Source organism: Subtercola sp. YIM 133946 (assembly GCF_036553535.1).
Classification (GTDB): Bacteria; Actinomycetota; Actinomycetes; order Actinomycetales; family Microbacteriaceae; genus Subtercola.
This window is the reverse complement of the sequence record NZ_JAZHPE010000032.1, coordinates 25,498-51,622: the sequence shown is the minus strand read 5'-3', so window position 1 is coordinate 51,622 and position 26,125 is coordinate 25,498. Positions and strand designations below refer to the sequence as shown.

Below are 26,125 nucleotides of genomic sequence, written 5' to 3'. Positions count from 1 at the left end.
CGACGCGTACTCAGTCGGTGGTGTACGTGGTGCGTCGACGCAGCTTGAGCTCGTCTCGAACCATTCGGCGGCCATCCCTGACCCCGCAGTAGGCCGCGACCAGGGGCGACAGCGAGCTGGTGAACTGGCGGCGCCCGCCCTGCAGCAGAACCTCCCACGCAACCGGCACGGTCAGCCGCCGCCAGTGCTCAAGACTCGCTGTGTCGAGATGCCGCACCGCGTAGAGTAGGCGATTGCGGATGTTGTAGTAGTAATACACATTCGATTTCGGCTCACCCGAGTGGCTCTTGCCGCCCGAGTGCTGAGTACCGCCCTCGGCATGCACCGCGAGGGCCTTGGTGAGCACCGCGATGCGCCCGCCGGCGGCCACCACACGCCGGGAGAAGTCGACGTCTTCCCAGTAGAGGAAGTACTCCTCGTCGAAGCCTTCGGCGAGCCGCCACAGTTCGATCGAGAGCAGCAGGCACGCGCCGCTCAGCCACGGCTGGATGTCGGCGAGCGCCGAGGGAATGCGGCGCCGCGCCGAGCGGATACGCCCGTCGTTCAGGTACAGATCTGATCCGGCGAACCACACCGAGCCGTCTGGCCGCAGAATCTGCGGCGCGAACAGAGTGTCGGGGCTCGCCTTGCTGGCGCTCAGCAGCGCGTCGATCGCCGCCTCGGCGATCTCAGCGTCGGGGTTCAGAAGCAGCAGGTGCGTCGCGCCGAGCTGCTCAGCGCGCAGCACGCCACGGTTCATACCACCGCCGAAGCCGGTGTTGCCGGTCGGCAGAACGGTGTGCCATCCCTCACGGTCCGCCAGTTCGGCGAGCCTGGCGCGTTCGCTGTCGGTCGAGTAGTTGTCTACGACGACCACGGTCAGCGCGGGCTGCCGCCGGGTGAGCGGAGCGAGATTGGCCTGCAGCAGGGCGCTCGAGCCGTAGTTCACCACGATGATGGCCAGGCCCCTGAAATCATTCACGGTCATGTCGCGTCGATTCTGTCGAGTACGGGATAATCTTCACAGGTGATGACCACGACCCCGAACGCCGTCTCGTTGACCATTGCCGTTCTGACGTTCAACCGGCCGGCAGACATCGCCGAGGTGCTGCCGCTGCTTCTCGACCAGGCCGCCAGCGTACGCGACCGGGCGGATGCGCGGGTGCTGGTCATCGACAACGAGCCGAACGCGTCGGCGCGTGGGGTGGTGCAGAACGCCGCAGAGGCCGCTTCGGCGGCGAGGCGCGCGCCGGGCATCGTCGTGCACTACGTTCACGAACCCATCGCGGGCATCACCGCGGCCCGCAATCGGGCCCTCGACGAATCGCGCGACAGTGACCTGCTGGTCTTCATCGACGACGACGAGAGGCCGTCTGAAGCCTGGCTGGCGTCGATGCTCGACCTGCAGGCCCGCACCGGCTGCGCTGCCGTCGCCGGACCCGTCGCATCCGAGTTCGAGGTTCAGCCGAGCGCGTTCATCGCGGCAGGCCGCTTCTTTGTGCGCGTCGGTCATGCCACGGGTGACAGTCTCGACGTGGCGGCGACCAACAACCTGCTGCTCGACCTGCGCCAGATTCGCGCCTTCGGTCTGAGCTTCGACGCGGGCCTCGGCGTCTCCGGTGGCGAAGACACCCTCTTCACGAGACAGATCGTGGCGCACGGCGGCCAAATGCTCTGGTCGAACGAAGCGCGCGTCGTCGACGTCGTGCCGCGCGCTCGCCTCACCCGACGGTGGGTGGTGCGCCGCGCCTTCAGCAGCGGCAACAGCTGGAGCCTCACCTCGCTCATGCTCGCCGAGGCGGGCTCGGAACGCTGGCTGGTGCGCCTGCGCCTCACCGTACGCGGCCTCATCCGTGCCGCCGGCGGCCTGGCCCGAATCGTCGCCGGGCTCCTGACGAACCGGCTCGACTTCCGCGCACGCGGGCTGCGCACCCTCGCGCGCGGTGCCGGCATGGTGGGCGGCGCGTGGGGCTACACCTATCGCGAGTACCGTCGCGTCGAAGCCGATTGAGCTCATCGTTTCGGCCCCCACGGTGTGCGCCGACGCAGGGCGAGCAGCTCGACGGCCCGAAGGTAGGCCGCATAGTGGCGAACGCCTGCATCGGCCCAGTTGCGCCGCGTGAGGTCGGGTGAGGGTGCGGCCTCGGCGTGAGCGGTGATCGAGTCCAGTGCCAGCTTGATGTCGGCCGCCGTGAGCTCCCCCTCGTACTGGTGCACCCAGCCGGCACCGACCTCGACCGACAGGCGGGTGTTCACCTCGTTCGCGGGCACGAGCACCGCACGATCGAGTGAGAGGGCCGTGAGAACGCCTCCGGAGTTGTGCATCTCGCGGTACGGAAGCACAACCAGCTGGGCCGTTCGAACGACCTCGACGATCTCTTCTTCGGTCAAGAAGTGCAGGTCGAGCTGCACCCGGGGGTCGTCGTTGGCCAGCCGGGCCAGGCCGTCGGCGAGCTCGGTCGAACTCGGGCTGCCGGCCACACGCAGGCTGACGTCGCCGGCGAGGTCGTGGAAGGCCCCGACGAGTGAATCGACACCCTTGTATCTGCGGATCATGCCGAAGTAGGAGACTCGACCCGCAATGGCTTCGGGCCAGTCGTACTTTCCGAACCAATCCCGGTAGTGACCGTGCGGAATCGTGTCGTAGTCACGATCCGGTCGCTGCGGCGTGTCTTCGTTGAGACAGATCCACAGGGCCGTCTGCTTCTCCATGCGCAGCAGCAGAAAGCGCTGCAGCCGCGACGCGTCGCTCGGCAGCTCCAGGTTGTGCAGCGTGCGAACGATCGGCGTTCGAGTGGCCGACAGCTTGAGCAGTAGCAGCGCGGTGAAGAGTTGCCGCACCCTCGCCTTCAGCGGGCTGTGGCCGTAGACGAGAATCTCGGGCCAGTGCACATGGAAGACATCGAAACGCCGCAGCAGCACGTTCTTCCACGAGAACGTGCGATGCTCCACGCCCGGCAGCTTCCCGATGCTCTGCCCGAGCATGATGAGATACGGGTTCGTCGTCGGTCGCGGAGTCGGAAACGACTGTTGCACGACGAACGAACCCGCATCTGCAGCACGCTGGTTACGGCTTGAAGGCACTGAGTTCCTGCACCGTCAGCACCTGCGGGGCGTTGGTGGCGCTGCCAGAGACGTATCCGTAGACTCCGATGCCGCCGGGAGCCTGCAGGGCCGCGTAGCTGTCGGTCGCCGTCACCGTCCAGGCGGCGGGCTCAGGCGTTCCCGAGATCCACGCCTTCGCGCTGATCGTCGTCGGGTTGGTACCTGTGACCTGCATCCGAACACTGATCGACGTTCCGGCGATCACCGTTGTCGAGCCCGGCACCTGCACCTCGTTGGCGAGGATGACGGATGTGGCAGAGCCCTTCAGGGCGACGAGCCCGACGGCCACCGTGCCGTTGCTCTTCAGGTGGATGATCGACCGGTACTCGTTGTTCGTACCCGTCTTGCGGCCGGTGGCCGACAGCGTGGTTCCGCCGCCCGTCGCCGCCTTGTCGAGGCTGAACATGACGCGCATGTCGGTGTTGGTCTGCGAGACGCTGTCGAGCGTGGCGCCCGACTGGGTGCCCGCCGTGGGCATCGCGATCGTTCCGCTGCCGTTCTTCACCGAGAGGTTCGTCGCCGGACCATTCTTCGTCCACGCCCCTCCGGTCTCGGCGGTGCCGAAGCCGTTGACCACCGTGCGGCTGAAGGAATCCAGCGCGAACGGCATGGCTGCCGGGGCGGTGGCGGTCACCGTGGAGGTCGCGTTGCCGGTGGCTCCCTTGTTGTCGGTGACGACCAGCGACACCGTGTAGGTGCCCGCCTGGGCGTACGAGTGGGTGATCGTCTTGCCGGTTCCCGTCGATCCGTCTCCGAAGTCCCAGGCGTACGAGGCGATGGTTCCGTCGGGGTCTGAAGAGCCAGACCCGTCGAGCGCAACCGACAGGTTGGTCGCGGTGCGGGTGAATGCAGCGGTCGGGGCCACATTCACCGGTGCAGGGGCCGTCACCGCGACCGAGCCGGTCGAGGTTCCCTTGGCGCCCTTATTGTCGGTGACGGTCAGAACCACCGAGTACGTACCGGCCGTGCCGTAGGCGTGGGTCACACTCTTTCCGGTGCCAGAGGTTCCGTCACCGAAGTTCCAGGAGTACGACGCGATCGTTCCGTCGGCGTCTGCCGAGTCCGACGCATCGAAACTCGCGGTCAGGTCGGTGTTGGTCGACGTGAAGGCCGCGGTGGGCGGAATGTTCGCCGGCGGGTTGGCCACGGCCGTCACCGAGGTCGTGGAGGTTCCCGTGGCGCCATCGTTGTCGGTGACGGTCAGGGTGACCGTGCGGGTTCCCGGAGTGGCGTAGGTGTGGGTCGCGGTGGCCGTGGTGGCGCTCGATCCGTCACCGAAGTTCCAGAGGTATCCCGTCACCGTGCCGTCGGAATCGGCAGAGCCGGTTCCGTCGACCGTCAGTACGAGATGGTCGATCGCGTTGGTGAACGACGCGGTGGGCGCGACGTTCACGCGCGGCGCCACCGTCGTCACGGTGTTCGTGAAGACTCCCGTGGCTCCCTTGTTGTCTGTGACCGTCAGAGTCACCGTGTAGGTGCCGGCTGCGGAGTAGACGTGGGTGGGCGTCTTCGAGGTGTCGGTCGCTCCGTCGCCGAAGTCCCAGGCGTACCCGGCCACGGTGCCGTCGGAGTCCGTCGAAGCCGAAGCGTCGAAGGCAACCGACAGGTTCGAGACCTGCGAGGTGAACGACGCGGTGGGAGCCGCGTTGATCACGCCCGCCGAGCCGAGGGCGTAGTGCTGGCTGACCGTCGCTGGCGTCAGCACGGTGTCGTAGACCGCAGCCTCATCGATGGTTCCGTTGAAGAACGCACTCGACGAGCCCCACGTGGTGTCTCCACCGATGCGCCAGTAGCCGGAGTAGCTCTGTGCCTGGGTCTGGGGGTTGGTGCCGACCAGGGCGCCGTCGACGTACAGCTTCAGTCCGTCACTGCCCTGACTGGCCACGACATGGTGCCAGGCGCCGTTGTTGTACGAGGCGTTCGACGTGATGGTGTTCAGCTGGCCGGTGTAGGTGCCGAAGACGAGGCGGCCATCATCCTGCATGTAGATGTGCCGGTCGTAGCTGCCCGAATTGCCGGAGGGGCTCGAACCGAATCCGATGATCTTGCCGCCGACGGTGGTCGACGTGTTGAACCAGGCTTCGAGCGAGTACACCTCGGGGTCGTTGAACTGGGTCGAGCTGCTCACGCCGCCCGACGATCCGTCGAACGACGTCGCGGTGTCGGGGTTGCCCGCAAGGGCTCCAGCGACGCCCTGCGTGTAGCCACCGAAGTAGTTGCCCGTCGTGCCGCTGCCGATCGCATCGGCCGCGGTGCTGCCGCTGGCCTCGTCGAGACGCCAGTACAGGCTCGGTGCATCGGTGAAGATGCGGTTGCCGTAGCTGTCGGCAGGGGGCTGCGGGAGCTTCGACGTGCGGCCCGAGGCGACCCAGTGCGAGTCGACCTGCTGCTTGGTCAGCGCCGTGGGGTAGATCGACACATCGTCGATCGCACCGGCGAACCAGGCATTGCCGTTCCATGACGAGTCGCCGCCGATCCTCCAGTAGCCGTTGTAGGGCTGCGCCGAGGTCGTGTCTGACCGGAAGCCGACGCGGATGCCGTCGACGAAGAACGCCATTCCGGTCGATGTCAGCGTTCCGACCACCTGGTGCCACTGCCCATCGTTCAGGGTGGTCGGGCTCGACAGCACCTGGGTGTTGCCGTTGTAGACACCGAAGTTCACGCGTCCCGACGGGTCCATGTAGATGTGCCGGTCGTAGCTGCTCGACGTGCCGGAGTTCGTGTTGCCGAAGCCGACGATCTTGCCGCCGGCCGTCGTCGTGGTGTTGAACCAGGCCTCGATCGAGAAGGTCTGCGGACCAGCGACGGCGGTCTGCGTCGCGCTGAGCCCGTTCGAGTCTCCAGAGAAGGTCGATGCGGTGTTGGTGTCGCTCCCGATGGCACCGGGGGTGCCGCGGGTCACGCCGGTTCCGGCGACCTGGTCGTTGAAGCCGGCCCAGTCGTAGACGGATGTTCCGCTCGCCTCACCGAGACGCCAGAAGCTGGATGCGGCATCCTGCTTCACAACGCTCGTGTAGGCGCTGTCGGTGGCACTCGTGACGGTGACAGAGACCGAGTCTCCGATGACGGTGTTGCCGAGCGGATCTGTGGCCCGGATGCGGTAACTCGCCGTGGCGCCCGGCGTCAGACCGGTGTCGATGAAGCCCATGTTGGGGCGGTTCCACGTCGACGACGTCTGGGTGGTCGTGTACACGGGGGTCGTCGTGTTGCCGTTGCGATAGACGGCGTAGGTGAGGTTGCCGTTGTCGCGGTCGGCGTTGGCGAGCCAGCTGACTCGTGCGGTACCGGCCTGGAGCGAGACGACCGACGGCTTGAACGTCGAACCCGAGTAGATCGGACCCTGTTTGTTCGGTGCGATGGCGCGCACGGCGAAGCGGACGAGGCCCTGCTGGCGCACACCGTTCACCTGCGTGAATTCGCCGCCGTAGACGACGTAGTTGCTGTTGGCAGCGACGCTCCACGGACCCTGGCTGGCACCGGTGTAGGTACCGGCGTTGATGTCGGGGTTCCAGTTCAGGAGGGTCGGCGACGGGGTGCCGGCGTAGTTGTAGTAGCCGTAGGGGTCGGCCGTGATCGTACCGGTCGTCGCCAGGCTGAACGCGATCGCCCGGTGGAAGGTCCAGACCGGGTCGGTCTGCGGGAATCCGCCGATGTTGCCGCAGTAGTGCGGGTGCCCGGCCACGTAGAGGGCAGTGCCGTTCGACGCCTGCGAGTAGGTGTCACCGTGGCAGTCTTCGACCCACTGGATGGTGCCGGTCGCCCAGTCGGCCTTGAAGCTGCCCTCGAGGTTGCCGCCGGCGCCGAAGACGTAGCCCGAACCGTAGAAGTAGTTCGCGTCGGACGAGAGACTGGTGATCGAAGCCTGGGTGCCGCCGTTTCTGATCAGATTGTTCACCGAGAAGGGGGTGATGAGCGCACCGTTCACGTTGTCGACCATTCCGAGGCCGTAACCCGGGCTGCCCGAGCCGCCGAGTGTGGTGAAGTTTCCGCCGACGACGACCTTGCTGCCGTCGGGTGAGATGGCGAACGACGTCACAGCGCCGCCTTGGGCATTCGGGTTCCACGGAAGGGTCGCTCCGGTGGCAGCAGAGACCGCGGCGGCACCGTTACGCACGTCTTTGTTGATACCGGAGATCGCACCTCCCACGTACACGACCGAGTTCGTGGCTGCGACGACCGAGACGGTGCTGTTCACGACGGGCGCGAATGACGTGATCACGGCGCCGGTGGTCGGGTTCAGGGCGGCGACCCGGTAACGGTTCGTGCCGTTGACGGTCGTGAACGATCCGCCGATGTACAGGCGGGTGCCGTCAGGAGATGCTGCGACCGACTTGACCTTGCCGTTCAGCACGGGATTGAACGAGGTGTTCAGCACACCCGTCGTCAGGTCGTACGACAGCAGGTTGGTGCGCGAGACCGTGTTCACCCCCGCAGCAGCACCCGCGGGCTGCGCCTGTGTGAACTCCCCGCCCGCGAAGACGGTATTGCCGATGATGACCTGCGACCACACGACGCCATTGATCTGCACGGTCGGCAGACCATCGGCCGACACCGTCGCCGGAGACGATGGTGACGTCGGATCTGTCGGCGCAGTGTCGGCTGACGCCGACTGTGCGATGGTCAGAGAACTCAATACAACTGCGGCGACGGTTGCTAGGACAACCATGCACCGGCGCAGGGGCGCCTTTTTCCCCATGGGGGTGCCTCATTCATTCGGTACGGTGAACGTTCGGGGTTCACGGTGATAAGGCGAGAGTAAATCAACGCGGGGCCAGTTCGCAGCCCCCCAAACGGGGTTTGTTCAGGGGAATTTCTTGTTTCGACCCGATCTGGCACTCCGTTGTGACCCGTACGGGTGTACTACGGGGCCGGCTACTGCGGGCCGGCGCCTTCGAACACGACGATGGGCGTGCCGACCTGGTAGTCGACCGACACCCGCAGATCGCCGCGCTGGTCGAGCGGCACGTTGAAGATGTACGTTCCGGCCGCGCTCGCTCCTGCTTCGACGACGGGCGGAATGGGCACGGTTCCCGTACTGAGCGAGTCGGCGGGCGTCTGGGCATCGCCGTAGGTCACGTTGACCACGGTGGTCTCGAGAGAGATCGGATCGCCCGTCGTGTTGGTGGCCGTGACGGTGAACTGGATGGACGGACCAGCGACCTCGCCCACGGCGGTGGCGGTGCCCTCCACCGACTGCATGCTGGAGATGGCGAACGTCAGCCCGGGAATCGACGTCGCGGGTGAGTCGATCGGAACCGGTGCAGCCTCGACCGGGGCGGTCGGCACGGCGCCGGGGTCGGAGGAGGCCGGATCGGACGGGCTCACCGACGACGCGTCTCCCGACGGGGCGCCCGAACCGGTGACGACGGGGGGGATCTGGTCGGAGCTCTGATCGGTGCCCGTCGACCCGCCCTGCGCGATGGAGACCGAGACGACGACCACGATGAGCACCACGATGATGGCCGCGACCACCACGCCGATGACGCCTTGACGCCTCTTCATCGCACGGGCATGGGTCGACGTCGACCTCGAGGGCTCGTCGGCAGCAGCGCCGTCGTCTTCGTCGACCATGTCAATCCTCTTTCACTCAGACGAAACGCCACGCGCATCGCGTCGCGATAGTACATCACCGGCTGGGAGCTCGCCTGAAGACGGCACAGAAGCGGTGACGGAGGCTGCGCGCCTCGAGCGTATCCGGCGCACGACCGGAGGGGCCGTGAGAGCGACGGCGAGAGCGAGGGTGTGCGATAGGCTCAGCAGCGGGCTGAAGGCGAATCCCCACAGGCTGGTGGCCACGATGAAGATGGTCAGACCGCTCGCCGTTCGACTGGCGATGCGGGTGGCGAGGCCGCCGAGCAGAACCAGGATGACCACGGCGGCAAACGCCAGACCGGCGAACCCGAAGTGCGCCCACAGATCGCCGAACCCCGAATGCAGCTCGATGCGATCACCGAACATGTAGACCTCGACGTAGCCGTTGTTGGGTGAGTAGTTGATCGATGCCATGCCCGTCTTGGCGACGTTGACATCGATCTGGCTCGGCAGTGCTCCGGCGCCGTATCCCCAGGGCTGGTGCTGCATCAGCGCCCACGTCGCGGCCAGTTCTGGCCGGCCGCCCAGCAACAGCGACCCCGAGGTATCGATCTGCTCGACCGATCGTGCCTGAGCAGACTGGCCGAGGTAGCCGTCGAGCACCAGGGTCTGCCCGATGTTGAAGATGACGGCGGCGAGCGCAGCAACACCCACGATGACCCGCAGCGCCGCCAGACGGCGCCCAGCCCGTGCGGGGATCGCCTGGAAGCACACCAGCACGAGGGCAAGCAGCAGCAGGCCGAAGGCAGAACGTGAATCGCTGAACAGCGTGATGACCGTGATGATCGCCAGAACCAAAATCTCGAGCCATCGCTTGCCGATCTTGAACGCCACCGCGAGGGTGATGACGGTCACCGGCAGGAAGTAGCCGAACTTCCATGGATTGAGATGGAACATCGTCGTCGTGGGCGAAACACCCAGGGCCAGGCCGATACCGAACCAGAACGCCATATTGGCCTCGCCCAGCACCCGTCGTGCCCAGAACATCAGACCGATGGTCAACACCAGGCCGACCTGCGAGATGGTCGTCACCGCGAGCAGAAGCGACCCGGTGTTCTCAGAGGCCACGTTGGCCATACTCAGCCACACGCCCATCGCGGCGGCGAACAGCCCCAGGCCCACGATCCACCAGCCGCCACGGAACGAGCCGACTGCAGGAATCCAGACCGGCGCAAGCACGAGCGAGACGATGAAGCCCACCTGCGTACCCGCGGGAAGCAGGATTTCGAGAGCGATCAGCACGAGCGACAGGGCGGCGATGAACCGCACGATGCGTCGCGGGTCACGCTCGCCGAAAGGAGGAAGCCCTCGCACCGTGAAGGCTCCGCGCCCGGCCACGACCCGGGCTGGCGGGACCTCGCTCGCGTGTGCCATACTCCCAAGACTAAGCGCACTCCCTTCGCAAGCCGCATGTCGCCTCATCGGCCCCGAATTCGACTACCCCCAAACGGGGGTGTACGATGACGTCACCCGATACCCGATCGTTGAGCACGCGCCGCACCCTGGCTTGATTGTGCCGGCTGGTCGCCACCCGACGCACCACCCGACCCCGAGGAGCGCCCCGTGCCCCGTCACGCTAGTCGACCCGTTTTTCGCCGCCTGTCGAAACCCGCAAGCATCCTGGCTGCCGTCGCGGTTCTCGCCGGAGCGGCGGTCGCCCTTCCGGTCGCCGCCAGCGCCACCGCCGTCGTGGTGGCCACCGACACCTTCTCACGCACCACGTCATCGGGCTGGGGCGCTGCGAGCCCGGGCGGAACGTACTCGACCTCGGGTGCCGCCACCTTCAGTGTGGGGTCGGGAACCGCCAAGATAACGGGGCTCGCGCCGACCAAGATCGCCTCTGCGACACTCGGTTCGGTCTCCGGACAGAACGTCAACATGGTCGGCACGATCCTGGTACCCGCCTCGCCGATCACCATCTACCCGGCCCTGGAGCTGCGCCGGCAGTCCAATGGAAACCTGTACCGCGCCACCGTGCAGGTGGGTTCCAGCGGAAATGTCGCCCTGCAGATCTCTCGCACCGCGGGCGGTGTCGACACCGCGCTCTCCCGGGTTCCGCTGCCGTTCACCGCCATCAAAGCGACATCGATCTCCGTGGAGTTCCAGGCCGTCGGTACGGGCAGCAGCGTCGAGGTCGCGGCCCGCGCCTGGCAGGCAGGCTCGACGAAGCCGGGCTGGCAGAGCGTGATCTCCGACACGTCGAGCAGTCGAATCCTGGCTGCCGGTTCGGTCGGCGTCTTCGAGTACGCCGGCGCATCGAACACGGCGAAGGTGACCACCGCCTTCGACAACTTCACCGTCACCACGGGAGCAAGCTCCACCGACGGGTCGGCGGCGTCGCCGACGACCCCGACGCCCACACCGACGCCGACTCCTGCGCCGACCGGCTCGACCTCGTCGGGCAAGGGCTCGGCCGACGTGGGCACGACCGCCTACGCGGTGCCGTCGAACGCCATCATCGTCGCGGTGTCGGGGGGCAGCGACTCGAACGCCGGCACCCTGGCCAAACCGATGAAGACCGTCGCCGCCGCGATCGCGAAAGCGTCGAGCGGTCAGACGATCGTCTTGCGGGCGGGCGCCTACCACGAGTCCGTCACCGTGCCGGCAGAGAAGAAGCTGACGATCCAGTCGTATCCGAAGGAGGCGGTGTGGTTCGACGGAAGCAGCCAGGTCACGTCGTGGACCAAGTCGGGCTCGACGTGGAAGACGAGCTGGTCGTTCTTTCCCGCACGTTCCCTGCTGGGGGTCACCGACAATCCGCGCTTCGTCGACGCCGCGTATCCGATGGCGGGCCGGCCCGACCAGGTCTTCGTCAATGACGTTCTGCTGACCCAGGTCGGCTCGGCCGCCGCCGTGACCTCGGGCACATTCTTCCCTGATCCCTCGTCGAAGACGATCACCATCGGCACCGACCCGACGAGCAAGACCGTACGCGTCAGCGACCTCGGCACGGCCATCGTCGTCAACGGGCCCGGCACGGTGCTGCAGGGCTTCGGCGTGCACCGCTATGCGACCACCTACGACCAGCAGGGCGCGGTCGGTCTCTACAACGACAACCTGACCGCCCGCAACCTCGTCATCGAAGACAACGCCATGATCGGCATCCGCGCCTGGAACGACAACATGCTCATCGATCACGTGACATTCCAGCGCAACGGCATGCTCGGCATCGTCGCGACGACGTCGTACCACTCGACCATCAAGAATTCGGTCTTCACCGTCAACAACAACCAGCGGTTCAAGACCGAGCCCGAGGCCGGTGGGGCGAAGATCGCCCGGTCGCGCGACTTCACGTTCACGAACAACGACACCAGCAACAACTTCGGTACGGGTCTGTGGTTCGACGAGTCGTCGTACGACGTCACCGTGACCAACAACACCTCGCTCAACAACACCCAGGCGGGTATCGAACTCGAGTTGTCGGCGAACGGCATCGTCGCGGGCAACGACGTGTCGAACAATCCCTATGGTCTCTACATCATCGACACCAGCGATCTGAAGGTGTTCAACAACAAGTTCGACAAAGAGGGCCAGATGGGCATCCGCATCGTTCAAGACGAGCGCCGGCAGGCCGACCCGTCGTGGCATGCGCAGGATCCCAGGCAGCCCATTCCCGACCCGACCGTCACGTGGATCGTGAAGAACATCCAGATCTCGAACAACGTGTTCGGCACCTGGCAGGGCTTCCAGGTCTTCGCGTGGGATTCGAAGACAGGTAGAACCGCCGATCAGATGAACATCACCATCTCTGGTAACCTCTTCAACCACCGCACCACGCTCAGCCAGGCGACGTTGGTCGCCTGGGGTACCGGCACCAACACCTTCACTAGGTTCGACACGGTGGCCGCGCTCAAAGCGAAGAATTCGGGTTGGGTGAACCAGGAGACGCCGTCGGCGCTGTCTGTCTCGTCGATGCTGAGCGCCATCACGTCTGCCGCAAGCACGGCGGTGCCCCTACCTGCCGATGTCGCGGCGGCGACCGGCCAGTCGACCGGGTTGAAGAAGGTCGGCCTGTTCTGATCTGCGAACCCACGGGCGGGCGCCCAGGCGTCTGCCCGTGGACCTCGCGCGTGTAGCGCGTTCGGGGGCTTCACACGATGAAGACGACACGGTACCGTTGCGGAATCCACTGTCGCACCGACCCGCTTTCCTAGAGCGCCGGGCGATCTCCGCATCGAGCCCCGCCTCGCGCGCGTTCGACTAACCCGAAGTAGTCAAGTGAGCCCAAAAGTCGGTTATGCCGCCGGAGCGTTCGACCTGTTCCACGTCGGCCATCTCAACATTCTCAAACACGCCAAAGCCAGCTGCGACTACCTCATCGCCGGGGTCGTCTCTGACGAGATGCTGCTCGCGAACAAGGGCATCCAGCCCGTCGTGCCGCTGGCAGAGCGGCTCGAGATCGTGAGCCACATCAGCTACGTCGACGAGGCTCGCGCCGAAGTGCTCTCTGACAAGCTGGCGACCTGGCGCGATGTGCAGTTCGACGTGTTCTTCAAGGGCGACGACTGGCGTGGCACCGAGAAGGGGCAGCGCCTCGAGGAGGAGTTCGCCAAGGTGGGCGTCGAAGTCGTCTATTTTCCCTACACCGTTCACACCTCGAGCACCCGGTTGCGCCAGGCCCTCGACCTGCTGCAGGGCCAGCCGAACAGAACGGCCGCATACGCCGATTAGCGGGCGCCCGGGCGCCACAGACGAGAAACGTGCACGATTCGTTATAAGGGGCGATAATTGGAAGGAGTTCGCAACTGAGTGATGCCGAGCGCGCCGACGGGCGCGCAGGGCATTCTGACCGAGAGGCTTCTGATGAGAGCAAGGAAGTCGGTGGCGCGCTGGCGCGCTGTGTGCCTCACCCCCGGGCATCATTCGTTCTCGACCCGCGCGATGCCCACGTATGCGTCCGCCGCGGCGCAGATGTCGCGCGAACACCCGACCTGTGCCTACGAGATGGTGTGCCTGACCGTCGCATCGAAGACCGATGTCACGGGGCAACTCAACCAGCTCCTCGGGCTGCCGACAGACGAACTGGTCGGCGACTGAGGCAGATCCGGCCCCGGGCCGGGGCTCGGCGACAGGCACGAGCGACGCGTCGACCGGGCCGCACCTGTAGATTTGCGGGATGACCGACGAGACATCTGCCGACGAACCCGTTGTCGTAACGACCACGAATGTGACCGCCACCGAGCTGGCCGCCGTCTCGGCCGTGGTGCGCGGCATGCTGCTCGAGGAGCACGATTCGCTGCGGGTCGAGCGACCGGCGGGGCAGTCTCGGTGGCAGCGCAGCCAGCGCGACCTGCGCACGGAGCTGAACCCGGCCGTCCGCACCTGGCAGGGCTAGCGCGCCAGCGCGACATCTCGTGTCCCCCAAAGTGCCGACTATTCACACAGGCTAACTAGGAGCACTATTGGTTGTGCTAGGTGTCTCTCTTTGAGTTACATCGCCAAACATTCGCTGTCTTAGGGTAAGTGAGCGAATGCTTGGGGGCGAGGCAGGGCGCTATTCGGGTTAGCGTCCCGTCTCGAAAATACAGCTGGGGGTTGGCGATTCGCCGGCCCCCAGTTTTTTCGTCTCCCGGCGCTCTGCGGATTGATTCCGAGGCGCTCTGGCCAGTCATTCCCGGGCGATGTCGCTATTCATTCCCGGGCGATCTCGGTGAACTGGGCGACCTCGTCTTCGGTGGCCTCCGACCCGAGCGCCGCGGCGCTTCCGTCGTCGCTGACGGTGAGGCCGACGACGGTCACGGCCGCAGTGCTGTCGTCGACACCCGTTCGCACGATCAGCCTGTCGACCTGCGACCGGGCGATCTCGTCGGCGAGCCGCGACTGGATGCGGTTGCGATCACGGTCGGTCAGGTCATCCAGCCCGCCGTCGTCGAGCAACGTCACGTCGATTCCGCGCCGCCGTGCCGCCAGCACCTCTGTGCGCACCTCTTCGTTCAGCAGGTGACGGCCGCGGATCTCGTCGCGGATGGCGCCCTCGAGGTGCAGGCACTCGCGGCGGTCTTCGGCGCTCAGCACGCCGTCGCTCTCGATGATGTGGTGCAGCATCGGTCCGGCGACGCGGTTCATCTGGTCGAGGCGGTGCCGCCCCTCGGTGAGCTGGGCCTCCTGGGTGGCGTGCCAGGCCGCGGCGTCGCGTTCGGCGAGGCCGAACAGCCGGGCATCCCGGGCCGCCCGGGCCGTTGCGCGGGTGAGGGCGTGCGCGACGCCGACCCACACGGCACTGCCGATCACCCCGGTGGTGGTCACCGTGATTGGCCCGCCCCACACGTCGACGGCGACAGCGAGAGCCGCGACGCCGAGCCAGGCGATCGCAGCCTGCTGGCGCACGGCCGTGATGGTGAGCAGGGTTCCGACGGCGGCCACCGACCACGTCGCGTATCCGTTGAACACGTGGCCGTCGAGCTGCGAGAACACCAGGATCGACACCACCAGGCAGACGCCGAAGTTGAGGGCGGCCATCCACATCGGCATCGCCAGGGGGCTCGTAGGCCAGAGGCTCATCACGGTGGCGCCGGCATACAGCACCATGGCGACGATGACCGGTACGGGCGAGGCGGGGTACTGCATCGAGTTCAGCCCGAGCACCAGATGGTACGCCGAGAAGAGCGCGGCGAGCAGGGTGATGAGGGCGCGCGGCGGGGAGATCATGCGGTCGACCCCAGAGGCCGGGTCGCGGGTTGCCCCGAGCCGATGAGCACCGTCGTGCCACTGCCCGCCAGTGAGTGCACCACGGCGGTGCCGCCCACCGACTCCACCCGCTGCCTGATCGACACGCGCAGGCCGAGGCGCTCCTTCGGCACCGCATCGACGTCGAAGCCCAGGCCGGTGTCGGAGACCTGCACGGTCACCTCGTCGCCCTCGGCGTGCACCGAGACCGTTCGCATGACCTCGATCGCGCCGTCGACGTCGCCCGCGTGCTGCAGGCTGTTGATGACGGCCTGCACGGCGGCGGTGAACAACGCGTCGGCGACGATGCCGGGCAGCGTGTGCTGCGGCAGGGTCTGGGCCGAGAAGCTCACCCGAGGGCTCAGCAGCAGCACGGCGTCGGCCAGCCGGCGCGCGAATTCGGCCTGGCTGACGTCGGCATCGGGATCGAAGGCCCCAGGCGCCTCCTGCAGCGTCTCGAGGGCCTCGGCGGCGAGCACGGCGGCCGCGTGGCGCTCGGTCGCCGTCTCGGCGCGGGCCGCGGTGATGAGGGTGGTGAGCACGGAGTCGTGCACGAAAGCGTCGATCTTGGTGCGCTCGACCTCGGTGGCGTGGCCGAGGGCGGCCCGCGCGTACTGCTGCATCGCGGTCGACTGGGCGGCATCCACTCGGTTCGCGGCACGCCGCAGCGTGGCCATCAGCATCAGCATGAAGGCGCCGATCAGCAGAACGTAGACGGCATCGAGGAGGCTGCCCTTGAGTGTGCCCGAGCCGCCGGCGGGCAGGATGTGCACGAACACGTAGACGGCGGTGACGGCGACGATGTAGACGCCCGCCCACAGAACGGGCAGCGCGACTGCGACGTAGGCCATGGCCACGGCGATGAGCGACCAGAGCCACGGCTGGGTTCCCGTGGCGCGCGTGACGTTCGGCACGCACAGCGGCCAGCACACGAAGGCGACGAAATAGAGGGCGGCGAAGGCGATCATCGAGGCGCGAACCCCGCGCTGCAGAATGGCCGCGATGACGACGACGACCAGCGAGAGCAGCAGGATGCCCGGCTCGAACTCGAGCCAGACCGGATCGACGTAGCTCTGCGACGCGGTCACCAGCGGAATCGCCTGCAGCGAGAACAGCAGCCCGAACACTGCCGCCGCGCGGGTGAGGATGCGCTCGACGGTCGAGCGGCTGAGAGCGCCGCGCAGGCGGGTGAGGGTCGATTCGAGTTCGGCCGGAACTGCGGTGGGGTCTGTGGCGGGTGCGGCGGTTGTCGTGGTTGCAGCGGTTGCAGCGGTCGTCATGGTTGCCGCGGGCGCGCTCGCACCCGGCGCAGCGGAGGCGTGCCGCCTATTTCGAGCCATGGCGAACGTCGTCGATCACGAGAATGCCGTCTTCGACGGCGCGGCGCAGCAGGTCGACCTTCGTGGGCGCCGGTCGTCCGACCTCCACGTACTTCGCCCGCACCCGGCCCAGGTACTCGCGGGCGGTCGACGGCGCGATGCCGAGCTGCGCGGCCACCGCCTTCAGCGGCAGGCCCGAGGCGTAGAGGTGCAGAACATCCTGTTCGCGTCGACCGAGCTGCGCCCGGGCGAACTCCTGGTCGGCGTCGATCGCGCTGGCCCATTCGAGATTGTTGAGCACCTCGCCCCGGGCGACGGTGGCGATGGCGGCCATCACGATGCGGGTCGCGCTGGTCTTCGGAATCACCCCGGCCGCCCCCGCGGCGAGCGCCTCGCGAATGCTCGCCGAGCGGTCGGCGATGCTGTGGATCAGCACCTCGGCGCCCAGTGCCCGCACCCGCGTGACGTTGTCGGTGACCGACGAGCCGTCGCCGAGGCTCAGGTCCATGACCACCACGCCGACGGGCTGTCGGCCGATGGCGGTGAGCAGAGCATCCACGCTCGCCCCGGTGGCGACGACCTCGTAGCCGGCCTCGAGGCAGGCGGCGCGGATGCCGAGCAGCACCGACTCGTGATCGTCGACGATCGCGACCCGCACCTGGGCGTCTGTGGGGGCGGGCTGGTCGGTCACGAGCTGCCCCCTCCTCTGTCGTGTGAGCCGCGCTGACGGCGGTGCGTGCTCTGCGTTGCGATGCGTGCGTTGCGTGCGTGCGTGCGTGCGACAAGCCCATCGTATTTGGTCAGGCGGCGCCCGCGTGCCTACCGGGGTGTCAGCACGCCCACGGCCTCCACGTGGTGGGTGTGCGGAAACAGGTCGAACGCGCGCAGCGACCGCAGCTCGTAGCCCCCGGCCGAGAGCTGCCCGAGGTCGCGCGAGAACGCCACCGGGTCGCACGCGACGTACACGACCTGGGCGGGCCGCAGGTCGAGCAGGCCCTGTACGACCTGCTTTCCGGCGCCGGCGCGGGGCGGGTCGATGACGACGGATGCTCGGCGGAATGCGTCGCGTTCGGCCTGCGTCACATCGCGCAACACACCCGAGAGGTACCGTTCGACGCGCGCCGTCACAGCGGTGGCGTGACCGAGATCACCGAGGTTGTGCCGCGCGTTGGCCGTGGCGCCCGCATCGCTCTCGACGGTCTCGATGCGGGTCTGGGGGCCGAACCGGTCGGCCACGGCGGCGGCGAGCAGCCCGACTCCGCCGTACAGGTCGAGATTCGGCGCGGCTTCGTCGAACGCCTCGGCCAGCAGTTGCTGCTGCACGGCGGCGGTCAGGGTCGCAGCAGCGCCGTGGTGCACCTGCCAGAAGCCGAGTTCGTCGAGCCTGAACTCGCGCTCACCGACCCGCTCCACGATCGGTTTGCCCACCGGCGGGCGGTGTGCGGATGACCGTGCGCCGGTTCTGTCGGCGCGCGAGCCGGGAGCCGACCGAGGTGGGCGCCCGCCCGAACGGCCGCCTGTGGCAGGGGCGCGGGTGTCGGCGGGCCGGCCGCGAACCGGCTCGTCGGCGCGCACCACCACACGGGCTCCACGGCGGCCGTCAGAGATGACGTCGACACTGTCGGCGCCGAAGACGCGTTCGTCGAGCGGCGCGGCATACTCGACCGCCGCAATGGCCAGGGGCAGGTCGGGCACGGCCACAACCTTGTGCGACCTGGCCGCGTACGGTCCGACGATTCCGTCGGCGTCGACGTGCAGGCTCACCCGGGTGCGCCAGCCGAGTCCGTTCGCCGCGTCATCGCCCGCGACCGGTTCGACGGTCACCCCGAGTGCCGGATGCTCGTCACCGAGCCGCCCGAACCGTTGCAGTGAATCGACGATCACCTGCCGCTTGAGTTCGCGCTGCCACGGCAGCTCGATGTGTCCGAACTCGGCACCGCCCGCCCGGGCATCCGGATCGCGCTCGATGCTCGCCGCCTGCCACACGTGCGGGCGGCGGTGCGGCGACGCGTCGAGCACCTCGACGGTCTCGGCCCGCCAGAACGACGCGTGGTCGTCAGACGAGATGCGCGCGAGCACCGTCTCGCCGGGCAGGGTGTCGGCGACGAAGACCACGCGGCCGTCGAGCCGGGCGACGCTGACGCCGCCGTGCGCCACGTTGGTGACCTCGAGTTCGACCGTGGTTGCCAGCAGTTCGCCCATCAGGCCAGCATCGCACACGCGGGCGGTGGAGGGGGTGGGTGGGGTGTGGGGCGAGTGCGGGATGAAGCGCCGCCGGCGGCGCTCGTTAGGCTTTCGGGTATGCGCCTCTATCTCGCCTCGACGTCGCCCGCCCGGCTCGCGCTGCTGCGGCAGGTGGGAATCGAGCCGGTGGTCGTTCCGTCGCACGTCGACGAAGAGGCGGCCGTGCTGGCAGCCGAGCAGGCCGACGGCCCGCTCACGGCGGCCGACCTCGTGGCCCTGCTGGCCCGGCTCAAGGCCGAGGCTGTGCTCGACGCTCGCCCCGGTGATGAGCCGATCGATGGCTTCATTCTGGGCGGCGACTCGGCCTTCGAATTCGACGGCGCCATCTACGGCAAACCGCACCTGCCCCACGTCGCCCGCGATCGCTGGCGCCGGCAGCGCGGCCACTCGGGCGTGCTGTTCAGCGGGCACTGGATGATCGACCACCGCCTCTCGACCACCGCAGCCCCGGCCGCCGCAGTGAGACCCGGGGCGGCATCGGGCGGTCACCCCGCGGCGGGCGCGGTCGACTCGGCAGTGGTCGAGTTCGCGGCCGACATCAGCGACCGCGAGATCGACGTCTACATCGCGTCGGGCGAACCTCTCGAGGTTGCCGGGGCCTTCACGATCGACGGGCTCGCCGCCCCCTTCATCACGAGCGTCACAGGGGCGCCGTCGGCCGTCATCGGCATGTCGTTGCCCGTTGTGCGCCGACTGTTCGGCGGGCTCGGCGTCAGCCACAGCGACTTCCAGGGCTGAGGCAGGGGCGAGCGTCGCATGCCGAGCCGGGCATACGACGTCGGTGAGCGAGCGGTGTTGTAGGGTTTCGCGCCGTTCGAGCATCCATTTTTGTGCGCACATACCAAAGGGATGCTCTCGCCTGCGAATAGGCTAAGTGACTATGCCCCGAATAACGAAAGTTCTGATTGCCAACCGCGGCGAGATCGCAGTGCGGGTGATCCGGGCGGCACGCGACTCAGGAATCGCGTCGGTGGCCGTCTACGCCGACCAGGATCGCGAGGCGCTGCACGTGCAGTTGGCCGACGAGGCGTACGCCCTCGGCGGCACCACGAGCGCCGAGACGTACCTCGTCATCGAGAAGATCCTCTCAGTCGCCAAGCGGTCGGGGGCAGATGCGGTGCATCCGGGCTACGGCTTTCTGGCCGAGAACGCCAGCTTCGCCCAGGCCGTGATCGACGCGGGGCTCACCTGGATCGGCCCCTCCCCCGACGCGATCGAACTGCTGGGCGACAAGGTCTCGGCCCGCCACATCGCCGAGCGGGTAGGCGCGCCGCTCGCTCCCGGCACCATCGACCCCGTGTCGGGCGCCGATGAGGTGCTCGAGTTCGTGGCCCAGTACGGCCTGCCCGTGGCCATCAAGGCCGCATTCGGCGGCGGCGGCCGGGGCCTCAAGGTCGCCCGCACCGTCGAGGAGATCCCCGAGCTGTTCGAGTCGGCGACCCGCGAGGCCATCACCGCCTTCGGCCGAGGCGAGTGCTTCGTCGAGAAGTACCTCGACAAACCGCGCCACGTCGAGACCCAGTGCCTCGCCGACGCGCACGGCAACGTGGTGGTCGTCTCCACCCGCGACTGCTCGCTGCAGCGTCGGCACCAGAAGCTGGTCGAAGAGGCTCCGGCGCCGTACCTCACCGACGAGCAGAACACCGAGCTGTACCGGGCCTCGAAGGCCATTCTGCGCGAGGTCGGCTACGTCGGCGCCGGAACCTGCGAGTTCCTGGTCGCGGTCGACGGAACGGTGTCGTTCCTCGAGGTGAACACGCGGCTACAGGTCGAGCATCCGGTGTCTGAAGAGGTGACCGGCATCGACCTCGTGCGCGAGCAGTTCCGGCTGGCCGAGGGCGGAATCCTCTCGTACGACGACCCGGCGCCCCGGGGCCACTCGTTCGAGTTCAGAATCAACGGCGAAGACGCCGGTCGCGGGTTTCTGCCGAGCCCCGGCCCGATTCACGTGTTCAAGGCGCCCGGTGGGCCGGGCATCCGCATCGACACCGGGGTCGGCGCAGGCGACGTCATCTCTGGCTCGTTCGACTCGTTGCTCGCCAAGCTCGTCGTCACCGGGGCCACGCGCGAGGAGGCGCTCGAGCGCTCACGCCGCGCCCTCGACGAGTTCGAGGTCGCCGGCCTGCCGACCGTGCTGCCGTTCCACCGCGCGATCGTGCGCGACAAGGCGTTCGCTCCGGATGCCGGACAACCGTTCAGCGTCTACACCCGGTGGATCGAGACCGAGTTCGACAACACCATCGAACCGTGGAGCGGCTCGCTCGAAGACTCGGCTCCTGCACCGGCCCGGAGCACGGTGGTGGTGGAGGTCGACGGCAAACGCATCGAGGTCGTTCTGCCCGAGCGCCTGCTGACGTCTGCCGGTGTCGGCGGCAGCGGCGGGTCGGTCGCCTCGCTCGGGGCTCCCCCGCGGCGACGCACGAGTGGCAGCTCCGGTCGCTCGTCGACCGGCAACGCGGTGAAGGCGCCGATGCAGGCCACCATCGTCAAGCTGGCCGTCGCCGAAGGCGACAAGGTCGTCAAGGGCGACCTGATTCTGGTGCTCGAGGCGATGAAGATGGAGCAGCCGATCCAGGCTCACAAAGACGGCGTGATCGGCGCCATCGATGCGACCGTGGGGTCGACGGTTTCGTCGGGGCACCAGTTGCTCGAGATCGCTGACCACGCGGCGTAGGAGTGGCGGTGCGCCGCGGCTGCGGGCGCGCGGGTGTGGGCGCGCGGCTGCGGGCGGCGTGGTGTGGTTACGCAACAGCGATGGGTCACCGACGGCGCAGAAGCGAGGTGATCCGGTTGGCTGCCGGCCGGTGCGTCGGGGGTGCGTGAGAGCATTGAGGCATGTCGTCTGATGCGTATCCGCTGGTCGACGTGGCCGACATCGTGCGGCTTGTCGGCCGGGCGGCGTTCGAGCGCGGGCGGGAGTACTCTCGCGACGACGACGTGCGCGACGTGCTGTGGAACAGCGAGAGCCTGCTGCTCGAGGGCGTCGTTCAAGGTTCGGGTGCTCAGCCGTATCACTGCCGCATCACGCTCACCGAGCGGGGCGGGCGTATGCGGGTCGAGACCGACGCCTACTGCTCGTGCCCGGTGTCGCTGAACTGCAAGCACGTGGCTGCGACACTGCTCGCCGGCAACGCCCGGCACCTGCTCGACGACGAGGTCGACGGCCTGACGCCCGCGCGCGACGTTGTGGCGCCGTGGCGCGACGTGAGCGGCGCAGGTCGCGCGTCGGCGGCCCCGGGAACGGATGATGCACACGTGGGTGGCGACGGGGGCAGCCGCAGTGGGCAGGGGGTGGGCGCGGTGCCGCCTGTGGCGAGGGCGCAGGCGCCGGTACGACGCTTCGACTCGCGGTTCGAGCCGCGCGATGCGCTGCCGCGGATCCCGCGGGTCGGTGCGGCGGGGGTGGATGACCGCGCCGGTGGCGGTGCGGGCGGGGAGGGAGACGGCGGCCGAGACGGCCTGCACGGCCCAGGTGGTGGGGCGCGCGGAACGGGCGACACCCGGCGGAATGCTGCGGGCAGGGAGGGAGACGGGGCCGAGGGGCGCGGAGGCCGGGTGGCGGGCGAGGGGGTCGAGGCGTGGTATCCGCCGGCGCCGCGACGACCTGAGCCCACGAAGCCCCTCGACTGGCGAGCGGCGGTGGGCGGGCTGGTGGAGCAGGCCGGGCACTCGGAGGGCGGTTCGGAACGGGCATCCGGCGGCGGAATCGGGTCGCGGGGATCGTCGGCCGCCCCGACGCCGATGGGGTTGCAGTTCGAGGTGCGGGAGTTCGTGCCGCGCACCCGGGAGCAGTGGCGAGGTCCGCTGTCGCAGACGGCGAAGCCGCGACCCGATGAAGGCGCGCGCGGTGCTGGCCGCAGCGCTGACGCCGGCACAGGAGGCGACGGCGCACGCGGAGCGGGCATCGGTGCCGACAATCCGCCGCGGCGGCTCGGGGTGCGACCTGTCGTTCGCAATCACGCAGGCACGTTCGTCAAGGCGAACGTGAGTTGGCCGAGCTTCGCGCACCAGGTCAATCGCCTGAACCTCGATCCGGCGCACCTGCGCTGGTTCGCGCAGTTCGCGGCGTTGCACCGGGCCACGAAAGAGCTGTACTCGGGCCAGGAGACCGACTGGCTGTATCTCGACGACTTCGCGAGCCCGCTGCTGTGGAACCTGCTCGACGAGGCGGAGGAGCTGGGCATCCCGCTGCGCGGATCGAAGAAGAGCACCGTCGTGCGGCTCGCGTCGAGGGCGCGGGTTCGGCTCGAGGCGACGCGCGAGGCGTCGGGCGGGGTGGCCGCCGGCCAAGGATCGGGGTTCGAGGGCGGGCTCGTGCTGACGCCGGTGGTCACGATCGACGGGGTCGACCACCAGGCCGGAGCGGCGGGAGCGATCGGCGACCACGGCGTGTACGCGTACGAACTCGGGGCGAGCGGTCTCATCACGTTCGGCCGCCTCGAGGCGGCTGCGGTCGACGGCGTCGACAAGGGGGTCGACAACGGCGTTGAAACGCCGCCACGGCTGACGGCCGAGGTGCGTGCCCTGCTGGAGTCTGCGGCGCCCGTGGCGGTTCCGGCGCAGGAGGTCGGGGAGTTCTTCGAGCGCTACTACGCTCCGCTGACGCGGGCGATCGACGTGGTGGCGGCCGACGAGACGGTGCAGCTGCCGGCGGTGGTCGTGCCTGTGTTGGTGGTGGCGTGCCGATTCCGGCCGAAGAACGTGCTGCAGCTGGAGTGGCTGTGGGAGTACGGCGGCGCTCAGCCGGTGCGGTTCGCGCTGGGCGGAGTCGAGGGCGATGACGGTCGCGGGGGCGACGGCGTGACCGGTTCTGGTGCAGTACAGGGGCCGGGCCGCGCAACCGTGGCCGACGAGTCGGATCGGGCACGTGGGGCGAACGGATTCGGTGGGGCGGACGGGGCTGGCGGCACGGGCGCGGGGCCCTACTTCGCCGACCGCGACGTGGTCGCCGAGCGTCGCATCAGGGCGGCCGCGCTGCGGGTGCTGCAGGGGTTCGTCGACGAGACGACGGTCGACGCCGACGTGGAGGCGATGACGGGCCTGGTGCTGCAGGGGTATGAGGCGGCGGTCTTCACCGACAAGGTGCTTCCGGCGCTCGAGCTGACGCCGGGCGTGCGGCTGGAGTCGACCGGGAAGCGGCCCGAGTACCGGGAGCTGACGGGCGAACCCGAGCTGACGGTGACGACCGTCGAGAGCGAAAAACGCGACTGGTTCGATCTCGGTGTGGTCATCAACCTGAACGGGTACCGCATTCCGTTTGCGCCGCTGTTGAAGGCGCTGACGCGCAAGCAGAAGAAGCTGCTGATGGTCGACAAGACCTATCTGACGCTCGATCACCCGGTGTTCGAACGGCTGCGCGAGCTGCTCGAGGAGGCGTCGAACCTCGACGAGTGGCAGACCGGCGTGCGCATCAGCCGCTACCAGACCGAGCTCTGGAGCGATTTCGAAGACCTGGCCGAAGAGACCGTGCAGGCGGTGGCGTGGCGGGAGGCGGTTGCGGGGCTGCGGGAGCTGCGCGAGCTCGAGGGGGTGGCCGGCGGCGCCGAGGGTGGTGTCGCCGACGGGGATGCCAGCGGTGACGTGGAGGCCAGCGGAGAGGTGGAGGCCAGCGCAGACGTGCAGGCCAGCGCAAACGGAGATGCCGGCGCTGGAGGGGGCAGGGAGGGTGGCGGCCCGCTGCGTTCGCGCGGGAGCCTGGGTGCAGACATCCCGGTGCCGGAGGGGGTCGACGCGACGCTTCGGCCCTACCAGCTCGACGGATACCGGTGGCTCGCCTTTCTGTATCGCTACGGGCTCGGCGGGGTGCTGGCCGACGACATGGGGCTCGGCAAGACACTGCAGACTCTGGCGCTCGTCGAGCACGCCCGTGAGGCACAACGCGCGGGCGGCGGTACGAGCGGGGCGGGCGGGGCCGGCTCGCCGGGCGAGGCCAGCTCGGCGCGGGCCGCGAGCGGAGCGCCGTTCCTGGTGGTGGCGCCGACGTCGGTGGTGGGCAACTGGGTGCTCGAGGCGCAGCGGTTCACGCCCGGGCTCGTCGTGCGCTCGGTGACGGCCACGCAGGCGAAGGCCAGTACGACGCTCGCCGAGCTGGCGGCCGGCGCCGATGTCGTCGTGACGAGTTACACCCTCTTCCGTCTCGACGCCGACGCCTACCAGAAGCTCGACTGGTCGGGGCTCATTCTCGACGAAGCCCAGTTCGTGAAGAACCACACGTCGAAGCTGCACCGCTGCGCCAAAGACTTCGACGCCCCCTTCAAGCTCGCCATCACGGGAACGCCGCTCGAGAACAACCTCATGGAGTTGTGGGCGCTGTTCGACATCGTGGCGCCCGGCCTGTTCGCCTCGTCGCGCAAATTCACCGAGACGTTCGTGCGGCCGGTGGAGCGCGGACACGACGCCGAGGTGCTGCCGACCCTGCGCCGGCGCATCAGGCCCTTTCTCCTGCGGCGCACCAAGGAGCTCGTGGCGCCGGAACTGCCTGCGAAGCAGGAGCAGGTTCTGAACATCGCGCTCACCCCATCGCATCGCGCGGTGTACGACACCTATTTCCAGCGCGAGCGCCAGAAGCTGCTCGGGCTGATCGAAGATCTCGACCGCAACCGGTTGATCGTCTTCCGGTCGCTGACGCTGCTGCGCCTGCTGAGCCTCGACGCGTCGCTCATCGATGCGAAATACGAAGGCATCCCGTCGGCGAAGCTCGACGCGCTCGTCGAGCAGCTCGATGACGTGGTCGTCGAAGGCCATCGAGCCCTGGTCTTCAGCCAGTTCACGTCGTTCCTCTCGCGGGCGGCCACGCGACTGGATGCCGCCGGCATCAGCTACGAGTATCTCGACGGTTCGACCCGCCGGCGGCCGGAGGTCATCGAGCGGTTCAAGACCGGAACGGCATCGGTGTTTCTGATCAGTCTGAAGGCGGGCGGGTTCGGACTCAACCTCACCGAGGCCGACTACGTCTTTCTGCTCGACCCGTGGTGGAACCCGGCGACCGAGTCGCAGGCCGTCGACCGCACGCACCGCATCGGGCAGAAGAGCAGCGTGAACGTGTACCGGATGGTCGCCCAAGACACCATCGAAGAGAAGGTGATGGCGCTGAAGGAGCAGAAGGCCCGCCTCTTCGACGCCGTGCTCGACGATGATGCGGCCTTCAGCACCGCGCTGAGCGCCGATGACATCCGCGGGCTGCTCGACGACTGACGCGCCCGAGGTGGCCCGCTCGGCGC

Annotated in this window: 17 protein-coding genes; 8 read left to right on the top strand and 9 right to left on the bottom strand. The window is 68.1% G+C overall.

All coding sequences use genetic code 11. The features are described from left to right. Positions 1-10: 10 nt before the first annotated feature. Entirely contained in the window at positions 11-967 is a 957-nt protein-coding gene (locus V3W46_RS10945; protein ID WP_331783147.1) for a glycosyltransferase family 2 protein, read from the bottom strand. A gap of 42 nt (positions 968-1,009) precedes the next feature. Here V3W46_RS10945 and V3W46_RS10940 point away from each other — a divergent pair, with 42 nt between their 5' ends. Further along, the gene (locus tag V3W46_RS10940) at positions 1,010-1,990 is read left to right on the top strand and encodes a glycosyltransferase family 2 protein (protein ID WP_331783224.1); all 981 of its coding nucleotides are present in this window, start codon (positions 1,010-1,012) and stop codon (positions 1,988-1,990) included. 2 nt (positions 1,991-1,992) lie between these two features. Here the strand turns inward: V3W46_RS10940 and V3W46_RS10935 are convergent, their stop codons facing one another. The 4 genes from V3W46_RS10935 to V3W46_RS10920 form a co-directional block, all read right to left on the bottom strand. After that, positions 1,993-3,063 carry a glycosyl transferase gene (locus tag V3W46_RS10935; RefSeq protein ID WP_331783146.1) on the bottom strand — a complete coding sequence of 357 codons (1,071 nt, stop codon included), beginning with the start codon at positions 3,061-3,063 and terminating at the stop codon, positions 1,993-1,995. Continuing rightward, positions 3,047-7,750 (bottom strand): PKD domain-containing protein, encoded by a 4,704-nt coding sequence (locus V3W46_RS10930; RefSeq protein ID WP_331783145.1) that lies wholly within the window; start codon positions 7,748-7,750, stop codon positions 3,047-3,049. Before V3W46_RS10930 ends, V3W46_RS10935 begins: the two co-directional genes overlap by 17 nt. 206 nt (positions 7,751-7,956) lie before the next feature. Beyond that, the gene (locus V3W46_RS10925) at positions 7,957-8,655 is read right to left on the bottom strand and encodes a hypothetical protein (RefSeq protein ID WP_331783144.1); all 699 of its coding nucleotides are present in this window, start codon (positions 8,653-8,655) and stop codon (positions 7,957-7,959) included. A 12-nt stretch (positions 8,656-8,667) separates the two neighbouring features. Next, complete coding sequence (locus V3W46_RS10920; protein ID WP_331783143.1) at positions 8,668-10,050, bottom strand: O-antigen ligase family protein; 1,383 nt, start codon at positions 10,048-10,050, stop codon at positions 8,668-8,670. Between the two features lie 189 nt (positions 10,051-10,239). On the opposite strand from V3W46_RS10920, the gene V3W46_RS10915 reads away from it, so the two are divergent. The 4 genes from V3W46_RS10915 to V3W46_RS10900 all read left to right on the top strand — a co-directional run bounded on the left by V3W46_RS10915 (position 10,240) and on the right by V3W46_RS10900 (position 14,011). After that, positions 10,240-12,696: a right-handed parallel beta-helix repeat-containing protein gene (locus V3W46_RS10915; protein ID WP_331783142.1), complete on the top strand. Its 2,457-nt coding sequence runs from the start codon at positions 10,240-10,242 to the stop codon at positions 12,694-12,696. Positions 12,697-12,894: 198 nt separating this feature from the next. Beyond that, the gene (locus V3W46_RS10910; protein WP_331783141.1) at positions 12,895-13,347 is read left to right on the top strand and encodes an adenylyltransferase/cytidyltransferase family protein; all 453 of its coding nucleotides are present in this window, start codon (positions 12,895-12,897) and stop codon (positions 13,345-13,347) included. A 132-nt stretch (positions 13,348-13,479) separates the two neighbouring features. Further along, the gene (locus tag V3W46_RS10905) at positions 13,480-13,713 is read left to right on the top strand and encodes a hypothetical protein (RefSeq protein ID WP_331783140.1); all 234 of its coding nucleotides are present in this window, start codon (positions 13,480-13,482) and stop codon (positions 13,711-13,713) included. 79 nt (positions 13,714-13,792) lie between these two features. Further along, complete coding sequence (locus V3W46_RS10900; RefSeq protein WP_331783139.1) at positions 13,793-14,011, top strand: acyl-CoA carboxylase epsilon subunit; 219 nt, start codon at positions 13,793-13,795, stop codon at positions 14,009-14,011. Between the two features lie 296 nt (positions 14,012-14,307). Here the strand turns inward: V3W46_RS10900 and V3W46_RS10895 are convergent, their stop codons facing one another. From V3W46_RS10895 to V3W46_RS10880, 4 genes are all read right to left on the bottom strand, one after another. Continuing rightward, complete coding sequence (locus tag V3W46_RS10895) at positions 14,308-15,324, bottom strand: hypothetical protein (RefSeq protein WP_331783138.1); 1,017 nt, start codon at positions 15,322-15,324, stop codon at positions 14,308-14,310. Then, positions 15,321-16,622, bottom strand: a complete 1,302-nt coding sequence (locus tag V3W46_RS10890; protein ID WP_331783137.1) for a sensor histidine kinase — start codon at positions 16,620-16,622, stop codon at positions 15,321-15,323. Before V3W46_RS10890 ends, V3W46_RS10895 begins: the two co-directional genes overlap by 4 nt. 46 nt (positions 16,623-16,668) lie before the next feature. After that, positions 16,669-17,352: a response regulator transcription factor gene (locus V3W46_RS10885; protein WP_331783136.1), complete on the bottom strand. Its 684-nt coding sequence runs from the start codon at positions 17,350-17,352 to the stop codon at positions 16,669-16,671. 128 nt (positions 17,353-17,480) lie between these two features. Continuing rightward, positions 17,481-18,863: a class I SAM-dependent RNA methyltransferase gene (locus tag V3W46_RS10880; RefSeq protein ID WP_331783135.1), complete on the bottom strand. Its 1,383-nt coding sequence runs from the start codon at positions 18,861-18,863 to the stop codon at positions 17,481-17,483. A 99-nt stretch (positions 18,864-18,962) separates the two neighbouring features. On the opposite strand from V3W46_RS10880, the gene V3W46_RS10875 reads away from it, so the two are divergent. The 3 genes from V3W46_RS10875 (at position 18,963) to V3W46_RS10865 (ending at position 26,099) form a co-directional block, all read left to right on the top strand. Then, a complete protein-coding gene (locus V3W46_RS10875) occupies positions 18,963-19,643 on the top strand; it encodes a Maf family protein (protein WP_331783134.1) in 681 nt (226 codons plus the stop codon). Positions 19,644-19,785: 142 nt separating this feature from the next. Then, positions 19,786-21,579 carry an acetyl/propionyl/methylcrotonyl-CoA carboxylase subunit alpha gene (locus tag V3W46_RS10870; protein ID WP_331783133.1) on the top strand — a complete coding sequence of 598 codons (1,794 nt, stop codon included), beginning with the start codon at positions 19,786-19,788 and terminating at the stop codon, positions 21,577-21,579. A 161-nt stretch (positions 21,580-21,740) separates the two neighbouring features. Then, entirely contained in the window at positions 21,741-26,099 is a 4,359-nt protein-coding gene (locus tag V3W46_RS10865; protein WP_331783132.1) for a DEAD/DEAH box helicase, read from the top strand. Positions 26,100-26,125: the final 26 nt, after the last annotated feature.